The sequence below is a fragment of the Burkholderia sp. Bp8986 genome, from assembly GCF_003854225.1.
Classification (GTDB): domain Bacteria; phylum Pseudomonadota; class Gammaproteobacteria; order Burkholderiales; family Burkholderiaceae; genus Burkholderia.
In genome coordinates, this window is sequence record NZ_QTQM01000002.1 from 209068 (window position 1) to 227195 (window position 18128).

General features: G+C 68.5%; 14 protein-coding genes. 6 read left to right on the forward strand and 8 right to left on the reverse strand.

Annotation, left to right across the window (positions count from 1 at the left end; translation table 11 throughout):
- Nucleotides 1–9 precede the first annotated feature (9 nt).
- The 3 genes from DID99_RS02920 to DID99_RS02930 all read right to left on the reverse strand — a co-directional run bounded on the left by DID99_RS02920 (nucleotide 10) and on the right by DID99_RS02930 (nucleotide 3155).
- Nucleotides 10–1362, reverse strand: coding sequence for a D-tagatose-bisphosphate aldolase, class II, non-catalytic subunit (locus tag DID99_RS02920; RefSeq protein WP_124522967.1), 1353 nt, complete (start codon nucleotides 1360–1362; stop codon nucleotides 10–12).
- A complete protein-coding gene (locus tag DID99_RS02925) occupies nucleotides 1350–2306 on the reverse strand; it encodes a sugar kinase (protein WP_185733728.1) in 957 nt (318 codons plus the stop codon). The genes DID99_RS02920 and DID99_RS02925 overlap by 13 nt, the downstream gene beginning before the upstream one ends.
- Nucleotides 2307–2378: 72 nt before the next feature.
- The gene (locus tag DID99_RS02930; protein ID WP_124486942.1) at nucleotides 2379–3155 is read right to left on the reverse strand and encodes an L-iditol 2-dehydrogenase; all 777 of its coding nucleotides are present in this window, start codon (nucleotides 3153–3155) and stop codon (nucleotides 2379–2381) included.
- Between the two features lie 328 nt (nucleotides 3156–3483).
- Between DID99_RS02930 and DID99_RS02935 the strand changes: the two genes are divergently transcribed.
- The 5 genes from DID99_RS02935 (at nucleotide 3484) to DID99_RS02960 (ending at nucleotide 7073) form a co-directional block, all read left to right on the forward strand.
- A complete protein-coding gene (locus tag DID99_RS02935) occupies nucleotides 3484–3945 on the forward strand; it encodes a Fur family transcriptional regulator (RefSeq protein ID WP_014896195.1) in 462 nt (153 codons plus the stop codon).
- Between the two features lie 48 nt (nucleotides 3946–3993).
- Nucleotides 3994–4908 carry a metal ABC transporter solute-binding protein, Zn/Mn family gene (locus DID99_RS02940; RefSeq protein WP_124666041.1) on the forward strand — a complete coding sequence of 305 codons (915 nt, stop codon included), beginning with the start codon at nucleotides 3994–3996 and terminating at the stop codon, nucleotides 4906–4908.
- A 13-nt stretch (nucleotides 4909–4921) separates the two neighbouring features.
- Nucleotides 4922–5821, forward strand: a complete 900-nt coding sequence (locus DID99_RS02945) for an ABC transporter ATP-binding protein (RefSeq protein WP_124666042.1) — start codon at nucleotides 4922–4924, stop codon at nucleotides 5819–5821.
- Nucleotides 5814–6599 carry a metal ABC transporter permease gene (locus DID99_RS02950; RefSeq protein ID WP_044844479.1) on the forward strand — a complete coding sequence of 262 codons (786 nt, stop codon included), beginning with the start codon at nucleotides 5814–5816 and terminating at the stop codon, nucleotides 6597–6599. Before DID99_RS02945 ends, DID99_RS02950 begins: the two co-directional genes overlap by 8 nt.
- Nucleotides 6600–6794: 195 nt before the next feature.
- A complete protein-coding gene (locus DID99_RS02960; protein ID WP_124486939.1) occupies nucleotides 6795–7073 on the forward strand; it encodes a hypothetical protein in 279 nt (92 codons plus the stop codon).
- A 28-nt stretch (nucleotides 7074–7101) separates the two neighbouring features.
- Here DID99_RS02960 and fghA read toward each other — a convergent pair whose 3' ends face one another.
- Entirely contained in the window at nucleotides 7102–7950 is an 849-nt protein-coding gene (gene fghA, locus DID99_RS02965; RefSeq protein WP_124666044.1) for an S-formylglutathione hydrolase, read from the reverse strand.
- 257 nt (nucleotides 7951–8207) lie between these two features.
- Nucleotides 8208–9659 carry a xylulokinase gene (locus DID99_RS02975; RefSeq protein WP_124486937.1) on the reverse strand — a complete coding sequence of 484 codons (1452 nt, stop codon included), beginning with the start codon at nucleotides 9657–9659 and terminating at the stop codon, nucleotides 8208–8210.
- A 449-nt stretch (nucleotides 9660–10108) separates the two neighbouring features.
- On the opposite strand from DID99_RS02975, the gene DID99_RS02980 reads away from it, so the two are divergent.
- Nucleotides 10109–11485 carry a nucleobase:cation symporter-2 family protein gene (locus DID99_RS02980; protein WP_185640842.1) on the forward strand — a complete coding sequence of 459 codons (1377 nt, stop codon included), beginning with the start codon at nucleotides 10109–10111 and terminating at the stop codon, nucleotides 11483–11485.
- A gap of 259 nt (nucleotides 11486–11744) precedes the next feature.
- On the opposite strand, the gene DID99_RS02985 is transcribed toward DID99_RS02980, so the two are convergent.
- From DID99_RS02985 to DID99_RS02995, 3 genes are read right to left on the reverse strand one after another with little or no spacing between them, the layout of a single operon-like run.
- Nucleotides 11745–13268, reverse strand: coding sequence for an efflux transporter outer membrane subunit (locus tag DID99_RS02985; protein WP_044844485.1), 1524 nt, complete (start codon nucleotides 13266–13268; stop codon nucleotides 11745–11747).
- Nucleotides 13268–16468, reverse strand: a complete 3201-nt coding sequence (gene bpeB / locus DID99_RS02990; protein ID WP_044844486.1) for an efflux RND transporter permease BpeB — start codon at nucleotides 16466–16468, stop codon at nucleotides 13268–13270. Before bpeB ends, DID99_RS02985 begins: the two co-directional genes overlap by 1 nt.
- Nucleotides 16469–16483: 15 nt before the next feature.
- Complete coding sequence (locus tag DID99_RS02995; protein WP_124486935.1) at nucleotides 16484–17761, reverse strand: efflux RND transporter periplasmic adaptor subunit; 1278 nt, start codon at nucleotides 17759–17761, stop codon at nucleotides 16484–16486.
- Nucleotides 17762–18128: the final 367 nt, after the last annotated feature.

The following is an 18128-nucleotide window of genomic DNA, read 5'->3' on the forward strand; positions in this document are numbered from 1 at the left end:
CGCGGCCCGTCACGCCGGCCGCTGCATCCCGCACGCGCGCGCATAGTGCGCGATCACGTCGCGTATCCGGTGGCGCACCCAGGCGCGCGGCTCCTTCGCGAGGCCACCCGCGCGGCACGCCGCGTACACGTCCGGCAGCCACTGCGCGACGAGCGTTTCGGGCACCGGCTGCCGCGCGAGGTTGTCGAACAACTGCTCGACCGCCGCCGCGACGGCCGGCTGCAGCCAGTAGTAGCGGATCCGGTCGCTGTAGCTGAACTGGCGCGCGAGCCGCTGCTCGGTCTCGTCGCCGCGGTAGTACGGCGCCCAGTGCTCGGGCTGCGCGCGCATCGCGGCGTCGACCACGTCGCGCAACCGCGAGCGCTGCGCGCCGTCGCCGATCAGCGCGTCCTCGATGAAGGTGAGCGCGAACAGCGCCTCGCGCAGCGCGAAGGTCAGCGCGGGGCCAACCTTCAGCACCGCGAAGTGGTCGCGCACGAGCGCGGCGAGCGCGCCTTCGGTCTGGTAGTCGGTCGAATGCGCTTCGAACACGAGGCGCGGCGTGCGCAGGATGCTTGCACCGAGCGATGCGGCCTTCGCGCTGTCGTAGTCGAGCACGTGGCGATCGTCGAAATCGACGCCCGGCTGCGCGACGATCGCGACCACGCGCGTCCATGCGTCGTCGAGCCCGGCCGCCGCGAATGCGCTGCGATGCGCGTCGAGCGTCGCCGCGATGCTGTCGCTGCGCGTGACCGCGATCCGCGCGATCGCATCGCCGGCTGCGTCGCCGGCCACTTCGCCGCCCGGCGTCGGCACCTCGGTGCCGATCACGTAGACGGGCGCGACGCCGGCGCGCGCCGCCGCGTCTTCGGCCGCGCGGCACAGCCCGGCCGCGCGCGCGGCGATCGTCCGGTCGTCGAGCCGCGCCGGATCGTCCGCACACGCCATGCTCGCATCGAGATGGATCTTCTCGAACCCGGCTTCGACATACGCGGCGACCATCGCGGCCGCTTCGCGCATCGCGTCGGCCGCGCGGCGGTGCCGCCACGGGTTCGGTCCCAGATGGTCGCCGCCGAGCACCAGCGCCGACGGCGCGAGCCCGCAGCGCTGCGCGATCGCATCGACGTCGCGCCGGAAATCGGCGGGCGTCATGCCCGTATAGCCGCCGAGATGGTTCACCTGGTTGCAGGTCGCCTCGATCAGGAGCGGCGAGCCGTCCGCGCGCGCGGCCTCGCACGCGGCCTCCAGCACGAGCCGGTGCGCGCTGCAGACCGAATAGATGCCGCGCTGCGCCTGCGCGCGGTTCGCGTCGAAGATCATCCGCAGCACGGCGCCGGCGTGCGCGCTGCGCGGGCGTTCGGCAGTGGAAGTCAGGCCGGGCATGCGACACCTCGTTCGGTCAGGAAGCGGTCGATCTCGGCCGCGCTGCTGTTGCCCTCCATCGGGCCGCGCCGCGTGACCGCGATCGCGCCGGCCGCGTTCGCGCGGCGCAGTGCGACGTCGATCGGCAGGCCGGTGACGAGACTCGCGACCAGCGTGCCGCCGAAGCAGTCGCCGGCGCCGGTCGGGTCGCGTTCGTCGACGGGATAAGCCGGCGCGTCGACGCGGCTCGCGCGGTCGAACGCCACGCTGCCGGCCGCGCCGCGCTTGAGCACGACGCGTTCGAGCAGCGGATGCGTCGCGAGCAGCCCGGCGATCGCGCGCTCGGCCGGCTGCGGCCCGCAGAAGAACGGCAGGTCGGCCTCGCTCGGCAGGAACAGGTGGCACGCGGCGAGCAGCGTGTCGAGCGCCGCGCGCATCGGGCGGAAGCTCAGCATCTCGGGCCGCACGTTCGGGTCGAACGACACCTTCGCGCCGGCGCGCGCCGCCTCGATCACGCCGCGCTGGACCGCCGCGATCGCCGATTCGCTCGTCAGCGACGAGCCCATCACGTGGAAATAGCGGCAGCCGTCGAACATCGCGGTGTCGACGTCGGATGCGGCGACGCACGCGGCCGCGCTGGTCGACAGGCTGAACACGAAGCTGCGCGAACCGTCGTCGCGATACGCGACGAACGCGGTGCCGGTCGGACGTGCGACGCGACGGATGCGCGCGACGTCGACGCCATCGCGCTCGAGCCGCGCGACGATCGCGTCGCCGAACGCGTCGCGGCCGACGCAGCCCGCATACGCGACGCGCACGCCGAGCCGCGCGGCCTGGTCGGCGAAGATCGCCGGCGCGCCGCTCGGGAACGGGCCCGCGAACAGGCCCGGCACGTCGAAGCCCTGGCCGCGCTCGGCGGCGACGAATTCGGCCAGCAGTTCGCCGGCAACCACGATCTCCGCCATCATGCGTGTCCTCGTTCGGCGGCGGCCGCGCGCGGCACGAACGCCAGGGGTAAGCGTGCGAGCGGCGCCACTTCAGCTCATCCAGTTGCCGCCGTCGACGTTCAGCGTCTGGGCGGTGATGTAGTCGGCGTCGGCCGACGCGAGGAACAGCGCGGCGCCCGTCAGGTCGCCCGGCACGCCCATCCGCCCGAGCGGCACGGCAACGCCTACGAGCCGCTTCTTCTCGCCGAGCGGCCGGTTCTCGTAGCGCGCGAACAACGCATCGACCTGCTCCCACATCGGCGTGTCGACCACGCCCGGCGCGATGCCGTTCACGTTGATCCGGTGCGGTGCGAGCGCGAGCGCGGCCGACTGCGTATAGCTGATCACCGCGGCCTTGGTCGCGCAGTAGTGCGAAACGAGTGCCTCGCCGCGACGCCCCGCCTGCGATGACATGTTGACGATCTTGCCGCCGCGGCCCTGCTCGACCATCCGCTGCGCGACCGCCTGCATCAGGAAGAACAGCCCTTTCACGTTGACCGCGAACAGCCGGTCGAACACGTCCCAGGATTCGTCGAGGAGCGGGCGCATGTCGAACAGCGCCGCGTTGTTGAACAGGATGTCGACGCCGCCGAAGCGCTCGACCGCGGTCGCGACGATGCGCGCGATGTCGTCGCGGCGCGTGACGTCCGCGGTAACGGCCACCGCCCGGCCGGGATTTTGCTCGATCAGCCGCGCGAGCGAGCCGCTCGGCGGCTTCACGTCGACCAGCACGCAGCGCGCGCCCTCGTCCAGATAGCGTTGCGCGACCGCTTCGCCGATACCGCTTGCCGCGCCCGTCAGGATCGCGACCTTGTCTGCCAGTCTCACTGGTTGTCTCCGGTTCGTTCTGCTGCACGAAGGCCGCGAGGTGAGCGAACGCTCGCCGGCCGATCAATTGCTCTGTTGTTGATCGAATGATCGGATACGCGATTCATGCTGTCAAGGCGACACGGCGGCTTTCGATGATGCGCTGCGGCACGGCCGCGCCGTGCGCCGGCCGGCGACCCGCGCCCGGCAAGGCGCGGCGGGCTGGGTGCGGCGCGGCTGAAACGGCGCTGAAGGGGACAGAGCGCGTGCATCGGCAGGAATTCGGGCTGCACGGCATGGAGATACGTTATATCATCGCGATACTTCGTTTCATTGCCTGCTTCACGCCATGGCCACCTCATCGCCCATCGACGCCCGGCTGTCCCGGGCCGACGCATTCGCCGCCGAGCACGGGCTCGCGTGGACGCCGCTGCGCCGCCAGGTCTACGAACGCGTGCTGGCCGCGCAGCGCCCGATCGGCGCGTACGACCTGCTCGCCGAGCTCGAGCCCCAACGCGGCCGCGTGCCGCCCACGACCGTCTATCGCGCGCTGGATTTCCTCGTCGAGCACGGCTTCATCCACCGGATCGAATCGAAGAACGCGTTCTTCGCGTGCTGCGAGATCGGCGTGCCGCACGAAGGCCAGTTCCTGATCTGCGATTCGTGCGGCGAGACCGTCGAGATCCCGGGCAGCGACCTCGCGAAACAGTTGTCCGCGAGCGAGCCCGCGCACGGGTTCGAAGTCCACCACCAGGTCGTCGAGCTGAACGGCCTGTGCGGGCACTGCAAGGGCAAGCCCGCGCAACGCTGACACCGCACCGCGCGGCGCACGGCGCCGCCCCTTCCAACGAGGAGTTCCATGTCCATTGCCCTGAAGCGCGCGCCGCGGCGCGCCCTGCCGCTTGCCCGCCTGCTGGCCGCTGCTGCTGCCGCGCTGTCGATCGCGGCGCCCGCGTTCGCGCAGGCCGCGACCGTCAACGTGGTCGCCGCCGAGAATTTCTATGGCGACGTCGCGTCGCAGATCGGCGGCCGCCATGTCGCGGTAACCAGCATCCTCAGCAGTCCCGACCAGGATCCGCACCTGTTCGAAGCGAGCCCGAAGACCGCGCGCGCGCTGCAGCACGCGCAGGTCGTGATCTACAACGGCGCGAACTACGACCCGTGGATGGCCAAGCTGCTGTCCGCATCGAAGCAGGCGAAGCGCGCGACGATCGTCGTCGCGGATCTCGTCGGCAAGAAGGCCGGCGACAACCCGCACCTGTGGTACGACCCGGCGACCATGCCGGCCGCGGCGCGCGCGATCGCGGCCGAGCTCGGCCGGGCCGACCCGGCGAACAAGGCCGACTACGACGCGAACCTGCAGAAGTTCGTCGCGTCGCTGAAGCCGATCGACGACAAGGTCGCCGCGCTGCGCGCGCAGTACAAGGGCGTGCCGGTGACGGCCACCGAGCCGGTGTTCGGCTACATGTCGGATGCGATCGGCCTCGACATGCGCAACCAGCGCTTCCAGCTCGCGACGATGAACGACACCGAAGCCAGCGCGCAGGACGTCGCCGCGTTCGAGAACGACCTGCGCAAGAAGCAGGTGCGCGTGCTGATCTACAACAGCCAGGCCGAAGCGCCGATGACCAAGCGCCTGCTGAAGGTCGCGCGCGACGGCGGCGTGCCGAGCGTCAGCGTCACCGAGACGCAACCGGCCGGCAAGACCTTCCAGCAATGGATGGCCGGCCAGCTCGACGCGCTCGCGGCCGCGCTTTCCGCCGGCAAGAAATGATTCACGCTACGACATGACCGCCACTCCCCACGCACTCGCACTCGATCGCGTCACGCTCGAACTGGGCGGACGCACGATCCTGCGCGACGTGAGCTTCTCGATCGAACCCGGCGAATTCGTCGGCGTGCTCGGGCCGAACGGCGCGGGCAAGACGACGCTGATGCGCGCGGTGCTCGGCCTCGTGCCCGTCACGGGTGGCACGCTGTCGGTCGGCGGCGTGCCGGTCGTGCGCGGCAACGCGTCGATCGGCTACATGCCGCAGATCAGAAGCGGCCTCGCGAATCGCCGGATGCGCGGCTACGACTTCGTCGCGATGGCCGCCGACGGCCACCGCTGGGGGCTGCCGCACACCAACGCCGCGACGCGGCGCGACGTCGACCGCGTGCTCGACCTCGTCGGCGGCCCGACGCTCGCGCGCCGGCCGCTGTCGGAACTGTCGGGCGGCGAGCGGCAGCGCCTGCTGCTCGCGCAGTGCCTGCTCGGCAGCCCGAAGCTGCTGCTGCTCGACGAGCCGCTGATCAGCCTCGACCCGAACCACCAGCGCGGCGTCGTCGAACTCGTGCGCAACGTCCAGCGCGAGCTCGGCATCACCGTGCTGTTTTCCGCGCACGAACTGAATCCGCTGCTGAACGCGCTCGACCGCGTGCTGTATCTCGGCAACGGCGTCGCGGCGCTCGGCACCGTCGACGAGGTGATCACGAAGCCCGTGCTGTCGCGGCTCTACGGCTCGCCGATCGACGTGATGCGCGTGAACGGCAGGATCTTCGTGATGTCGGGCGACGTCGAAATCGAGAAGCACGATCACGAACACGAGGACGACGACGGCCACTCGCACGGCGGCGGCGGTCACGATCACGATCACGGTCACCACCACCACGGACACGCTCATCCCGGGCATTCGCACGATGTTTGAATACGACTTCATGATCAACGCGTTCGCCGCGTCGGGGATCGTCGCGGTGCTCGCGGGCATCGTCGGCTACTTCCTGGTGCTGCGCGGACAAACCTTCGCCGGCCACGCGCTGTCGCACGTCGGCTTCACCGGCGCGACCGGCGCGGTGCTGCTCGGCATCTCGCCGATCTGGGGGATGGTCGGCTTCACGCTCGCGGCCGGGATCGGGATGGGCGCGCTCGGCGAACGGCTCGCGGGCCGCGACGTCGCGATCGGCGTGATCCTGTCGGGCGCGCTCGGCTTCGGGCTGCTGTTCCTGCACTTCTACACGTCGTTCGCGACGCAGGTCACCGCGCTGCTGTTCGGCAACGTGCTCGCGGTCAGCCACGATACGCTCGCGGTGCTGGCCGGCATCGGCGCGGTGAGCCTCGTCGCGCTCGCGCTGATCGCGCGGCCGCTGCTGTTCGCGTCGCTGCAGCCCGAGCTGGCCGAAGCCAAGGGCGTGTCGCTGCGCACGGTGTCGATGCTGTTCCTCGCGGTGTGCGCGCTCGCGGTGGCCGCGGCGACGCAGATCGTCGGCGTGCTGCTCGTGTTCACGCTGCTGGTCGGGCCGGCCGCGGCCGCGCAGAACGTGTCGACGCGGCTGTCGACCGGCGTGCTGCTCGCCGCGCTGTTCGCGCTGTTCGAAGCGTGGGCCGGGATCGCGCTCGCGTATCACACCGACTGGCCGACGAGTTTCTGGATCACCGCGCTGTCCGCGCTCGTGTATGGGGCGAGCCTGTTGCGGCGACGCACATGACGTTCAGCCGGCGCTCGACAGGGTGCGCAATCGCGCATGTCGGCACGCCCCCAAAGGCGTGCACGGAATCAGCAGGGGATGCGTGACCATCGAGTCGACGATCGATTACGCGCGACTGAGAAACTTGCTGACCGCGCAGAAGCCGGTTCCGATCCCCGGCTCCTCCGTGCGTGCGTACGGCACGATTACAGTCAAATGAAGCGAGTCGCGTACCGAGCCGCGGTGACCGCTTGGGTACTCGTGGCATCCGTGTCGCTTGCACGGCTGTGCCTCACTCACGAGTCGTTCGCACTGCCGATACCCGAGCGCACGTGGGCTTGGCTCGTCACGCATGTTCCCGGATTCTGGGACGGCGAGTCGGGCGATGATCTCGTCATCGTCGTGCATTTGCTGATAGCGCTTGCGGTCGTGATACCGGTGACCTGGCTCGCCTTGCGCACGCTGCGAAAGTGGAAGCGCCGCGCCACTCGCTGATGGCGGATGGCGCGGCCGGTTTATCGCACTAACGTGCCAGCACCCGCGCATGATGCGCGATGTGATCGGCGATGAACGTCGAGATGAAGTAGTAACCGTGGTCGTAGCCCGCATGGCGGCGCAGCGTCAGCGGCTGGCCGGCTTTCGCGCACGCGGCTTCGAACACGTCGGGGTTCAGCTGGTTCGCGAGGAACTGGTCGGCGAGGCCCTGGTCGACGAGGATGCCGTCCGCGAACTTCGGCGCATCCGCGCGCGCGACGAGCTCGCTTGCGTCGTGCTCTTTCCATGCTTCGCGGTCGGCACCCAGATAACCCGAGAACGCCTTCTCGCCCCACGGGCAGCGCGTCGGCGCGGCGATCGGCGCGAACGCCGACACCGACCGGTACAGGTCGGGGTGACGCAGCGCGAGCGTCAGCGCGCCGTGCCCGCCCATCGAGTGGCCGAAGATCCCGAGCCGCGCGCCGTCGATCGGCAGCTCGGCCGCGACGAGTTCGCGCAGCTCGCCCGTCACGTAGGACTCCATCCGGTAATGCGTCGACCACGGTGCTTGCGTCGCGTCGACATAGAAACCCGCGCCGACGCCGAAATCCCACGCCTCCGACTCGCCCGGCACACCCGCGCCGCGCGGGCTCGTATCGGGCATCACGAGCGCGAGGCCGTGCTGTGCCGCGTACTGCTGCGCGCCGCCCTTGATCGCGAACGTCTCCTCGGTGCAGGTGAGCCCCGCGAGATAGAACAGCGCCGGCACGCGGTCGTGCGCCGCCTGCGGCGGCAGGTACACCGAGAACTTCATCGGCAGGCCGATCGCCTTCGAATCGTGGCGATAGAAGCGTTGCTCGCCACCGTGGCAAGCATGCGAAGAAACGAGTTCGAGCATGGGGTTCCCTTCCGTTCAATACAGCACGATCGGGCGAATCGATTCGCCCTTCTTCATCGGGTCGACGCCGTCGTCGAGCATCTCGCGCGGCAGAGCGCGCGTGATCAGGTCGCGCCGTGCCGCGCGACACGGCAAAGCCGTATCGTGTCCGGCATGATCTCCGATCCCGCTGCCCGGCGCGCGCGGGAAACGGCCGCCGGCTTGCCGCGAGGCGTCACCGTGGTCGCAACAGGACAATCCAGGACAAGTGCCCGAGTTTAAACGCCGCTCGTGAACCACGCATCCGTTCGCGCATACAGATCGATGAAACGCGCATGGCGGGCGGCCAGCGCGCGATCGTCGCGCGGCGCGGCGACGGGCGACGCAGCCGGCGCCAGCGTGCGCAGCGCGTCGTCGCGCCAGTGTCCGATCGCGACGCCGGCGAGCAGCGCGGCACCGCGCGTCGCGGCGTTCGGGCAATCGACCGCGTCCAGCGACGCGCCGAGCGCATCCGCGAGCAACTGGCGCCAGCGCGGATCGACCGAGCCGCCGCCGGCGAGGCGCAGCGCCGTCACCGGATCGGCCGGGTTCGCAGCGCGGATCGCATCGAGCCCCGCGCGCAGCCCGAACGCGACGCCTTCGAATGCGGCGCGCATCATCGCGCCGCGCGTGTCGCCGAGCCCGAGCCCGAGCCAGCCGCCGCGCGCGTCGGGATTCATCCACGGCGAGCGCTCGCCCGTCAGGTACGGCAGGAAGCACAGCCGCTCGGACGCCGGCTGCGCGAACGCGTCGTCGTACGCATCCGCCCAGCCCGGATAGCCGAGCCAGCCACGCACGGCTTCGAGCGCGAGCCCGACGTTCTGCATCGCGGCCATCGTGTAATAGCCGTCGCCGGCTGCCGCGCGATAGCGGTGCAGCCCGCGCCGCGCGGGCGGCAGCGCATCCGCGAGCACGACGATCTGGCCGCCGCTGCCGGTGGTCAGCAGCGCGTCGCCGGCCGCGACGAGCCCGCTGCCGAGCGCCGCGCACGCCGTATCGGCCGCCCCCGTCGCCAGCGGCACGCCGGCCGGCAGCCCGAGTGCCGCCGCGGCCTTCGCATCGAGCACGCCGCAGCGCGCGCCCGACGCCCGCACCGGCGCGAACCGGTCGAGCGGCAGGCCCAGCGACTCGATCAGCGCCGTATCCCATGCGCCGTCCGGCGTCGCGAGCGCGGTCGCGCACGCGTCGCTCGGATCGGCCACGACCTCGCCGCCCAGCGCCACGCGCAGCCAGTCCTTCGGCTGCACGGCCCAGCGTGCGGCCCGCAGCGCCTGCGGTTCGTGTGCGGCCAGCCAGCGCAACAGCGGCCCCGCCATGCCGGGCGCGACGGGATTCGGTGCGACGGGCAAACCGGCGACGGGCCAATCCGCCGCGTCCGCTTCGCGCACCGCGCGCGTATCGGGCCACAACAGCGCGGGCCGCACCGGCTGCCCGGCCGCGTCGATCAGCACGACGCCATGCATCTGGCCGGAGAAGCCGATCGCGGCGACCTGCGCGCGCTCGCCGGCCGGCAGCCGCGCGGCGGCCCGCACGAGCGCCTGCCACCAGACGTCGGGCGCGATTTCGGCCCAGCCGGGCTGCGGCGACGACAACGCATAGGGTTCGCTCGCCACCGCGCGCTCGATGCCATCGGCATCGAGCGTGACGAGTTTGACGGAGCCGGTGCCGAGGTCGATTCCGAGCAGGCGCATGACGGGATGGCGTAGTCGAGTGGACGGATATCGATGATAGCGGGATCGCGCCATGCGCCCCGATTTTTGCGACGCTTTCGGCCGCGCGGCGACGCGAAAACACGGCCGTGAACGACCGGCTTCGCCGGGCCGCACCTTGCCCGCCAAAACAGCCGCTCGCGGGTTAACCCGGCGCGATCTTGCGCCGGTCGTTTTTGCCACTATGCCGCGGTCGCGATACACACCATAAAGCGGCCGATATTTGACATGGGGGTCCGCGCTATTTTGTAGGGCTATAAAACCGGGGAACCTCACTCCAGCGGCAGTTTCCCGATGATCGACACCCTGTTTCATGCCGACCAGGCATATCGAACCAGCAAAGAACGGAATAGAACCCAGCGCTCTTGTTGCGATGTGGCATTCCGCATAACTTCGTACCACCCCGAAAACAAGATCATGGAGTGAGACAGATGCAATCGAACACGGTCCATCCGTGCGATGAGGTGCTGCCGACCGGCAAGCTTGTAACGCTTGGTCTCCAGCACGTCCTCGTCATGTACGCCGGCGCCGTCGCCGTGCCGCTTATCGTTGGCGGCGCGCTGAAGCTGCCGAAAGACCAGATCGCGTTCCTGATCAGCGCCGATCTGTTTTCGTGCGGCATCGCCACGCTGATCCAGACGCTCGGCCTGTGGATCTTCGGGATCCGCCTGCCCGTCATCATGGGCTGCACGTTCGCGGCCGTCGGCCCGATGATCGCGATCGGCACCAACCCCGGCCTCGGCATTCTCGACATCTTCGGCTCGACCATCGCGGCCGGCATCATCGGCATCGTGCTCGCGCCGATGATCGGCAAGCTGTTGCGGTTCTTCCCGCCGGTCGTGGTCGGCACCGTGATCGCGGTGATCGGGCTGTCGCTGATGGAAGTCGGAATCAACTGGGCAGCCGGCGGCGTCGGCAACCCCGAATACGGCAGCCCCGTCTACCTCGGCCTGTCGCTGCTCGTGCTCACGCTGATCCTGCTGATCAACAAGTACGGCCGCGGCTTCCTCGCGAACATCTCGGTGCTGCTCGGCATCGTCGCCGGCTTCGTGATCGCGTTCGCGATCGGCCGCGTGAATACCGACGGCGTCGCGCACGCACCGTGGGTCGGCTTCGTGATGCCGTTCCACTTCGGCCTGCCGCACTTCGACCCGCTGTCGATCGCGACGATGGTCACGGTGATGTTCGTCACGTTCATCGAATCGACCGGCATGTTCCTCGCGGTCGGCGACATGGTCGATCGTCCGGTCAACCAGGACCGCCTCGTGCGCGGCCTGCGCGTCGACGGCCTCGGCACGCTAATCGGCGGCATCTTCAACTCGTTCCCGCATACGTCGTTCTCGCAGAACGTCGGCCTGATCGGCGTGACGGGCGTGAAGAGCCGGTTCGTCTGCGCGACGGGCGGCGTGATCCTGGTGCTGCTCGGCCTGTTCCCGAAGATGGCGCAGGTCGTCGCGTCGGTGCCGCCGTTCGTGCTCGGCGGCGCGGGCATCGTGATGTTCGGGATGGTGGCCGCGAACGGCATCAAGGTGCTGTCGAAGGTCGACTTCGTGAACAACTCGCACAACCTGTTCATCGTCGCCGTGAGCGTCGGCATGGGCCTCGTGCCGGTCGTGTCGCCGCACTTCTTCTCGAAGCTGCCGCCCGCGCTCGCCCCGATCCTGCATAGCGGCATCCTGCTCGCGTCGGCCACCGCCGTGATCCTGAACGTCGTGTTCAACGGCGTGAAGGGCGAGAAAGACGCGCGTTGCGAGATCCGCCGCGCAGGGCACGACTTCGACGGACGCCCGGCCGACGTGCATCACTGATCGGTCCGACCCGGACGCGCCGAAGGACGGCGCGATACGGTAAAGGAAAAACGCCACGGCTTGCCGTGGCGTTTTGCTTTGCGGCGAGTGATTGAGCGACGATAGCGGAGGTGCCGGTGATGACGATCCGCGGTCGCGGCCAACCGAACCGGCCGCACATAAAAAAACGCCACGGACCTTCGTCCGTGGCGTTGTCGCATCCCGGGGACCGCGACTTCGGCGAACCGGCGCGGTCGCCCGCTCCTGCCCGCCGTCGCGCTTACCCGTTCGTCGCTGCCGCCGACGCAGCAGCCGGAGCAGCCGCCTTGTCGTAGTCGACCGTCTCGTCCGGTGCGCGCGGCGTCTCGCCCGCGTGCTGGATCCAGCCGCCGCCCAGTGCGCGGTACAGCGTGACGAGGTTCGTCCAGCGTGCCAGGCGCGCGCTGATCAGCGACTGCTGCGCCGAGTACAGGTCGGTCTGCGCGGTCAGCACCGACAGGTAGCTGTCGACACCGTTCTTGTAGCGCAGGTCCGACAGGTCGAAGCGACGCTGCTGCGCGTGCTCGTTGCGCTCGAGCGCGGCGATCTGCTGGTCGTACGTGCCGCGTGCGGCCAGCCCGTCCGACACTTCGCGGAACGCCGACTGGATCGCCTTCTCGTAGTTGGCGATCTCGATGCGCTTCTGCACGTTCGCGAGGTTCAGGTTCGCGATGTTCTGCCCGCCTTCGAAGATCGGCATCGTGATCTGCGGCGCGAACGACCACGCCGCGGTGCCAGCCTTGAACAGGCCGCCGAGCGTCGGGCTGCCGGTGCCGAACGCGCCCGTCAGCGAGATGCGCGGGAAGAACGCCGCACGCGCCGCGCCGATGTTCGCGTTCGCGGCCAGCAGCGTCTGCTCGGCCTGCATCACGTCCGGACGACGCGTCAGCAGGTCGGACGGCAGACCGGCCGGCACGTCCGTCAGCAGGTTCTGCGCGTCGAGCGGCATGCCCGCCGGCAGATCGTCCGGCAGCGGCTCGCCGATCAGCAGCACCAGCGCGTTCAGCGCCTGCGCACGCGCGCGCGCCTGCGCCTGCTGGTTCGCGAGCGCCGTCTCGACGACCGTCTGCGCCTGACGCAGCTCGAGCTCGGAGCCCGTGCCGTTGTCGAACTGCAGCTTGGTCAGGTCGTAGGACGCCTGGGCCGACTTCAGCGTGTTTTCCGTGACCTGCAGCAGGTCGTCGGTCGACAGCAGCGTCAGGTACTGATCCGCCACCTGCGACACCAGCGAGATCTCGGCAGCCTGCCGTGCGTACGACGTCGACAGGTACTGCGCGAGCGCCTGGTCCTTCAGGCTCTGCACGCGACCGAACAGATCGAGTTCCCACGACGCGGAAACGCCGACGTTGTAGGCCCGCGAGATATACGGCGCACCCGTCTGCGACAGGCCCTGCGGTACGCGCTGGATGCTGCCCGTGCCCGTGCCGTCGAGCGTCGGGAACAGGCCCGCGCGCGTGATCTGGTACTGCGCGCGCGCCGCCTCGATGTTCAGCACCGACACGCGCAGGTCGCGGTTGTTCTTCAGCGCGATCTCGATCAGCCGCTGCAGGCGCGGATCGACGAAGAATTCGCGCCAGCCGATGGCGGTCGCTGCCTGGCCGTTCGCGCTGCGCGCGCCGGCAGCGCCCGGCTGCGTCGCATAGACGCCGCCGGCCGGGTACGCCTGCGCGACGGGCGCGTCGGGCCGCGTGTAGTGCGGCGCCATCGTGCAGCCCGTGGCCAGCAGCGCGACCGCGATTGCAGTCAAAGCGTGTTTTTGCATCATCACTGTCCCTTGTTGCCTTCGTCGCCGTTGCCCGGCTTCTCTTCGTGGTGCGAGTGCTCCTGAGCCAGACGCAGCGCCTGGTCGACGTCTTCCTTCTCGCCGCTGAAGATCGCGCGGATCTTCACGAAGAACATCGGGATCATGAAGATCGCGAGGAACGTCGCCGTGATCATCCCGCCGATCACGCCGGTACCGATCGCGTGCTGGCTGGCCGAACCCGCGCCGTTGCTGATCGCGAGCGGCATCACGCCGAGAATGAACGCGAGCGACGTCATCAGGATCGGACGCAGCCGCAGGCGCGCGGCTTCCAGCGCGGCCTCGATCGGCCCCATCTTCTCGGTCATCTGCAGTTCGCGCGCGAATTCGACGATCAGGATCGCGTTCTTCGCGGACAAGCCCACCGTGGTCAGCAGGCCGACCTGGAAGAACACGTCGTTCTCGAGGCCGCGCATCGTCGCCGCGAGCAGTGCGCCGACCACGCCGAGCGGCACCACCATGATCACCGAGAACGGGATCGACCAGCTTTCATACAGTGCCGCGAGACACAGGAACACGACGAGGATCGAGATCGCGTACAGGATCGGCGCCTGCGAGCCGGACTGGATTTCCTGGAACGACAGGCCGGTCCACGAATAGCCGATACCGACCGGCAGCTTCTTCGCGAGCCCTTCCATCGCGGTCATCGCCTGACCGGTCGACTTGCCCGGTGCGGCCTGACCCTGGATTTCCATCGCCGACACGCCGTTGTAACGCTCGAGCTTCGGCGAACCGTACGTCCAGTGACCGGTCGCGAACGCGCTGAACGGCACCATCCCGCCCGACCCGTTGCGCACGTACCAGATGTTCATGTCCTCCGGCGTCATCCGGAACGGCGCATCCGACTGCACGTACACCTTCTTGATCCGGCCGTCGGTGTCGAGGAAGTTGTTCACGTACTTCGACGCCCACGCGATCGAGAACGTCTGGTCGATCGCATCCGCCGTCACGCCGAGCGCATTCGCCTTCTCGCGATCGATGTCGACCTTGTACTGCGGCGTATCGTTCAGCCCGTTCGGACGCACGCCCTGCAGCGTCGGATCCTTCGAGGCCATCCCGAGCAGCTGGTTACGTGCGGCCATCAGCGCGTCGTGGCCGAGACCGGCGTTGTCCGTCAGCTCGAAGTCGAAGCCGGCGGCGGTGCCGAGTTCCGGAATCGACGGCGGGTTGAACGGGATCACGATCGCGTCCTTGTAGCCCGAATAGCGCCCGAACATCCGGCCGATCAGCGCCTGGACCTTCTGGTTCGCGTGCTGGCGCTGCGAGTAGTCCTTCAGGCGCACGAACACGAGACCCGAGTTCTGGCCGCGGCCGGCGAAGCTGAAGCCGTTGACCGTGAACGCCGATTCGACGATTTCCTTCTCGTCCTTCAGCAGGTAGTCGGAAATGTTCGCGAGCGTCTTCGCGGTCGTTTCCTGCGTCGAGCCCGACGGCGTCTGCACGATCACGAACATCAGGCCCTGGTCTTCATCGGGCAGGAACGACTTCGGCAGGCGCACGAACAGCAGGCCGACCGCGACGATCACGACCAGGTAGATGATCAGCCAGCGGCCCGAGCGCTTGATCACGTGGTGCACGCCGACGTGGTACTTGTCGCGGCTGTTGTTGAACGTGCGGTTGAACCAGCCGAAGAAGCCCTTCTTCTCTTCGTGATGGCCCTGCGGGATCGGCTTGAGGATCGTCGCGCACAGGGCGGGCGTCAGAATCAACGCGACCAGCACCGACAGCACCATCGCCGACACGATCGTCAGCGAGAACTGACGATAGATCGCACCGACCGACCCGCCGGAGAACGCGACCGGCACGAACACCGCCGACAGCACGAGCGCGACGCCGACGAGTGCGCCGGTGATCTGGCCCATCGCCTTGCGGGTCGCCTCCTTCGGCGACAGCCCCTCTTCCGCCATCACGCGCTCGACGTTCTCCACCACCACGATCGCATCGTCCACCAGCAGGCCGATCGCGAGCACGAGGCCGAACATCGACAACGTGTTGATCGAGAAGCCCACCAGCGACATGATCGCGAACGTGCCGAGCAGCACGACCGGCACCGCGATCGTCGGGATGATCGTCGCCCGCAGGTTCTGCAGGAACAGATACATCACGAGGAACACGAGCACGATACCTTCGAGCAGCGTCTTGACCACTTCCTCGATCGACAGCTTCACGAACGGCGTCGTGTCGTACGGATACTTCACGACGAGGCCGTGCGGGAAGAACGGTGCGAGCTCGTCGATCTTCGCGCGCACGGCCTTCGCGGTCGCGAGCGCGTTCGCGTTGGTCGCGAGCTGGATACCGAGTGCCGCGGTCGGCTGACCGTTGTACTTCGTGTCGAAGTTGTAGTTTTCGCCGCCGAGGCCGATTTGCGCGACGTCCTTCAGGCGCACCTGCGAGCCGTCCTGGTTGACCTTCAGCAGGATGTTGCCGAACTGCTCGGGCGTCTGCAGCAGCGTCGATTCGGTGATCGTCGCCTGCAGCACGGTGCCCGGCTTGGCCGGCGTGCCGCCGATCTGGCCGCCCGCGATCTGCACGTTCTGCGCGGTGATCGCGCTCGTCACGTCGACCGGCGTGAGGCCGTAGTTCGTCAGGCGGGTCGGGTCGAGCCAGATCCGCATCGCGTACTGCGAGCCGAACAGCGTGACGGTACCGACGCCGTTCAACCGGCTGATCGGATCCTTCACGTGCGACGCCACGAAGTTCGCGAGGTCGTACTTGTTCATGCTGCCGTCTTCGGAGTTGAAGGCGAGCACCAGCAGGAAGCTGCTGCTCGACTTCGTCACCGACAGACCGAGCTGCTGCACGACCTGCGGCAGAACCGGCGTCGCGAGCGACAGCTTGTTCTGCACCTGGACCTGCGCGATGTCGGCGTTGGTGCCCGGCGCGAACGTCAGCGTGATCGTGGCGTTGCCCGAGTCGTCACTCGTCGACGACATGTACAGGAAGTTGTCGAGACCGCTCATCTGCTGCTCGATCACCTGCGTCACCGTGTCTTCCACCGTCTTCGCGGAAGCGCCCGGGTAGTTCGCGGTGATCTGGATCGATGGCGGCGCGATCGTCGGATACTGCGCGATCGGCAGCGTGAAGATCGCCGCAACCCCGGCCAGCATCAGGATGATGGCGATCACCCACGCGAAGATCGGGCGATCGATAAAAAACTTTGCCATGAAACAGGCTCCCTGTTATTGCGCGCTCGAAGCAGCGGCGGCGCTCGCCGGCGCTGCGCCCGATGCGGCGGCGCCGGACGCGGCGGCGGCGCCGGAACCGGCGGCAGCCGGCGCGGCGGTGGCAGCGGCGACACCCGATGCGGCACCGGCCGCCGGTGCGAGTTGTGCCTCCACCGACTTCACGGTCGCGCCCGGACGCACCTTCTCGCCCCCCTGCACGATCACGTGGTCGCCCGCCTGCAGACCGCCTTCGACGATCCAGTCCTGGCCGCGCATGCCCGCCGTCTTCAGCGGACGCGGCTCGACCTTGTTGCTCGCGTTCACCACCATCGCGATCGCCTGGCCCTTCTGGTCATGCGTGACGCCGATCTGCGGCACCAGGAACGCGTTCTCGTTCACGCCTTCCTCGATCCGTGCGCGCACGAACATCCCCGGCAGCAGCACGCGGCCCGGGTTCGGGAAGACCGCGCGGATCGTCACCGAGCCGGTGGCCTGGTCGACCGTCACGTCGGAGAACTGCAGCTTGCCGGCTTCGGAGTACGTCTTGCCGTCTTCCAGGATCAGCGACACCTTCGCCGCGCCCGGGCCGCTCGTCTTCAGGCGGCCGCTCTGCACGTCCTGGCGCAGCTTCAGCCCGTCGAGGCTCGACTGCGTCAGGTCGACATAGACCGGATCGAGCTGCTGCACCGTCGACATCAGCGTCGCCTGGCTCGCCTGCACGTACGCGCCCGGCGTCACCTGCGAAATGCCGACGCGGCCGGTGATCGGCGAGACCACATCCGTGTAGCCGAGATTGATCTGCGCGGTGTCGACCGCTGCCTTGCCGGCCGCGACGTCCGCCGCGGCCTGCCCTTGGGTGGCCACCGCGTTGTCGTAGTCCTGCTTGCTGACCGCGTTCGCGGCCACCAGCACCTTGTAGCGCGCGACCAGCGCGTTCTGCGTGACGAGGTTCGCCTGCGCCTTCGCGAGCGTCGCCTTCGCGCTGTTCAATGCAGCGAGGTACGGCGCCGGATCGATCTTGTACAGACGCTGGCCGGCCTTGACGTCGGTGCCTTCGGTGAATTCACGGCGCAGCACGATGCCGTCGACCCGCGCGCGGACCTGCGCAACGAGGAATGCGCTGGTACGGCCCGGCAGTTCGCTGTAGACCGGCACGGCTTGCGGCTGGACGGTGACGACGCCGACTTCCGGCGTTTGCGGCGGCGGTGCCGATTCTTTTTTTCCGCATGCAGCCAGGAAAACCGCGGCTGCCGCGACAGTGATCAAGCGGTATGGAACCCGTTCGACGCGCATGGAGCGACCTCTGTGTGTAACCAATGGAATGAGTGCGGCGCACGGACGGAGCGCCACACGGATGCGCCTCGCGGCGCAGATCGAACACCTGAATTACTGGACTACTGGATACAGCAAGTCGGCACGAGACCTCCATGCCGACGAGATGCCGCGAACTGCGGACTGGTACTTTGGCGGGAATCAGCAGAGTGGGATATTAACTGATTGCCACTTTGGTCATTCGATCGTAGGGTGGTATTGTATATACATTCACGAATGTATGTAAAAAGCCCGCTCGTCCGTCGCCAACCGCCAAGTCTTACGAATTATTACCAGTCGCAAGCATAGCCCGTCCGCACAGCCGCGACGAGGGTTACGGACCCTATAT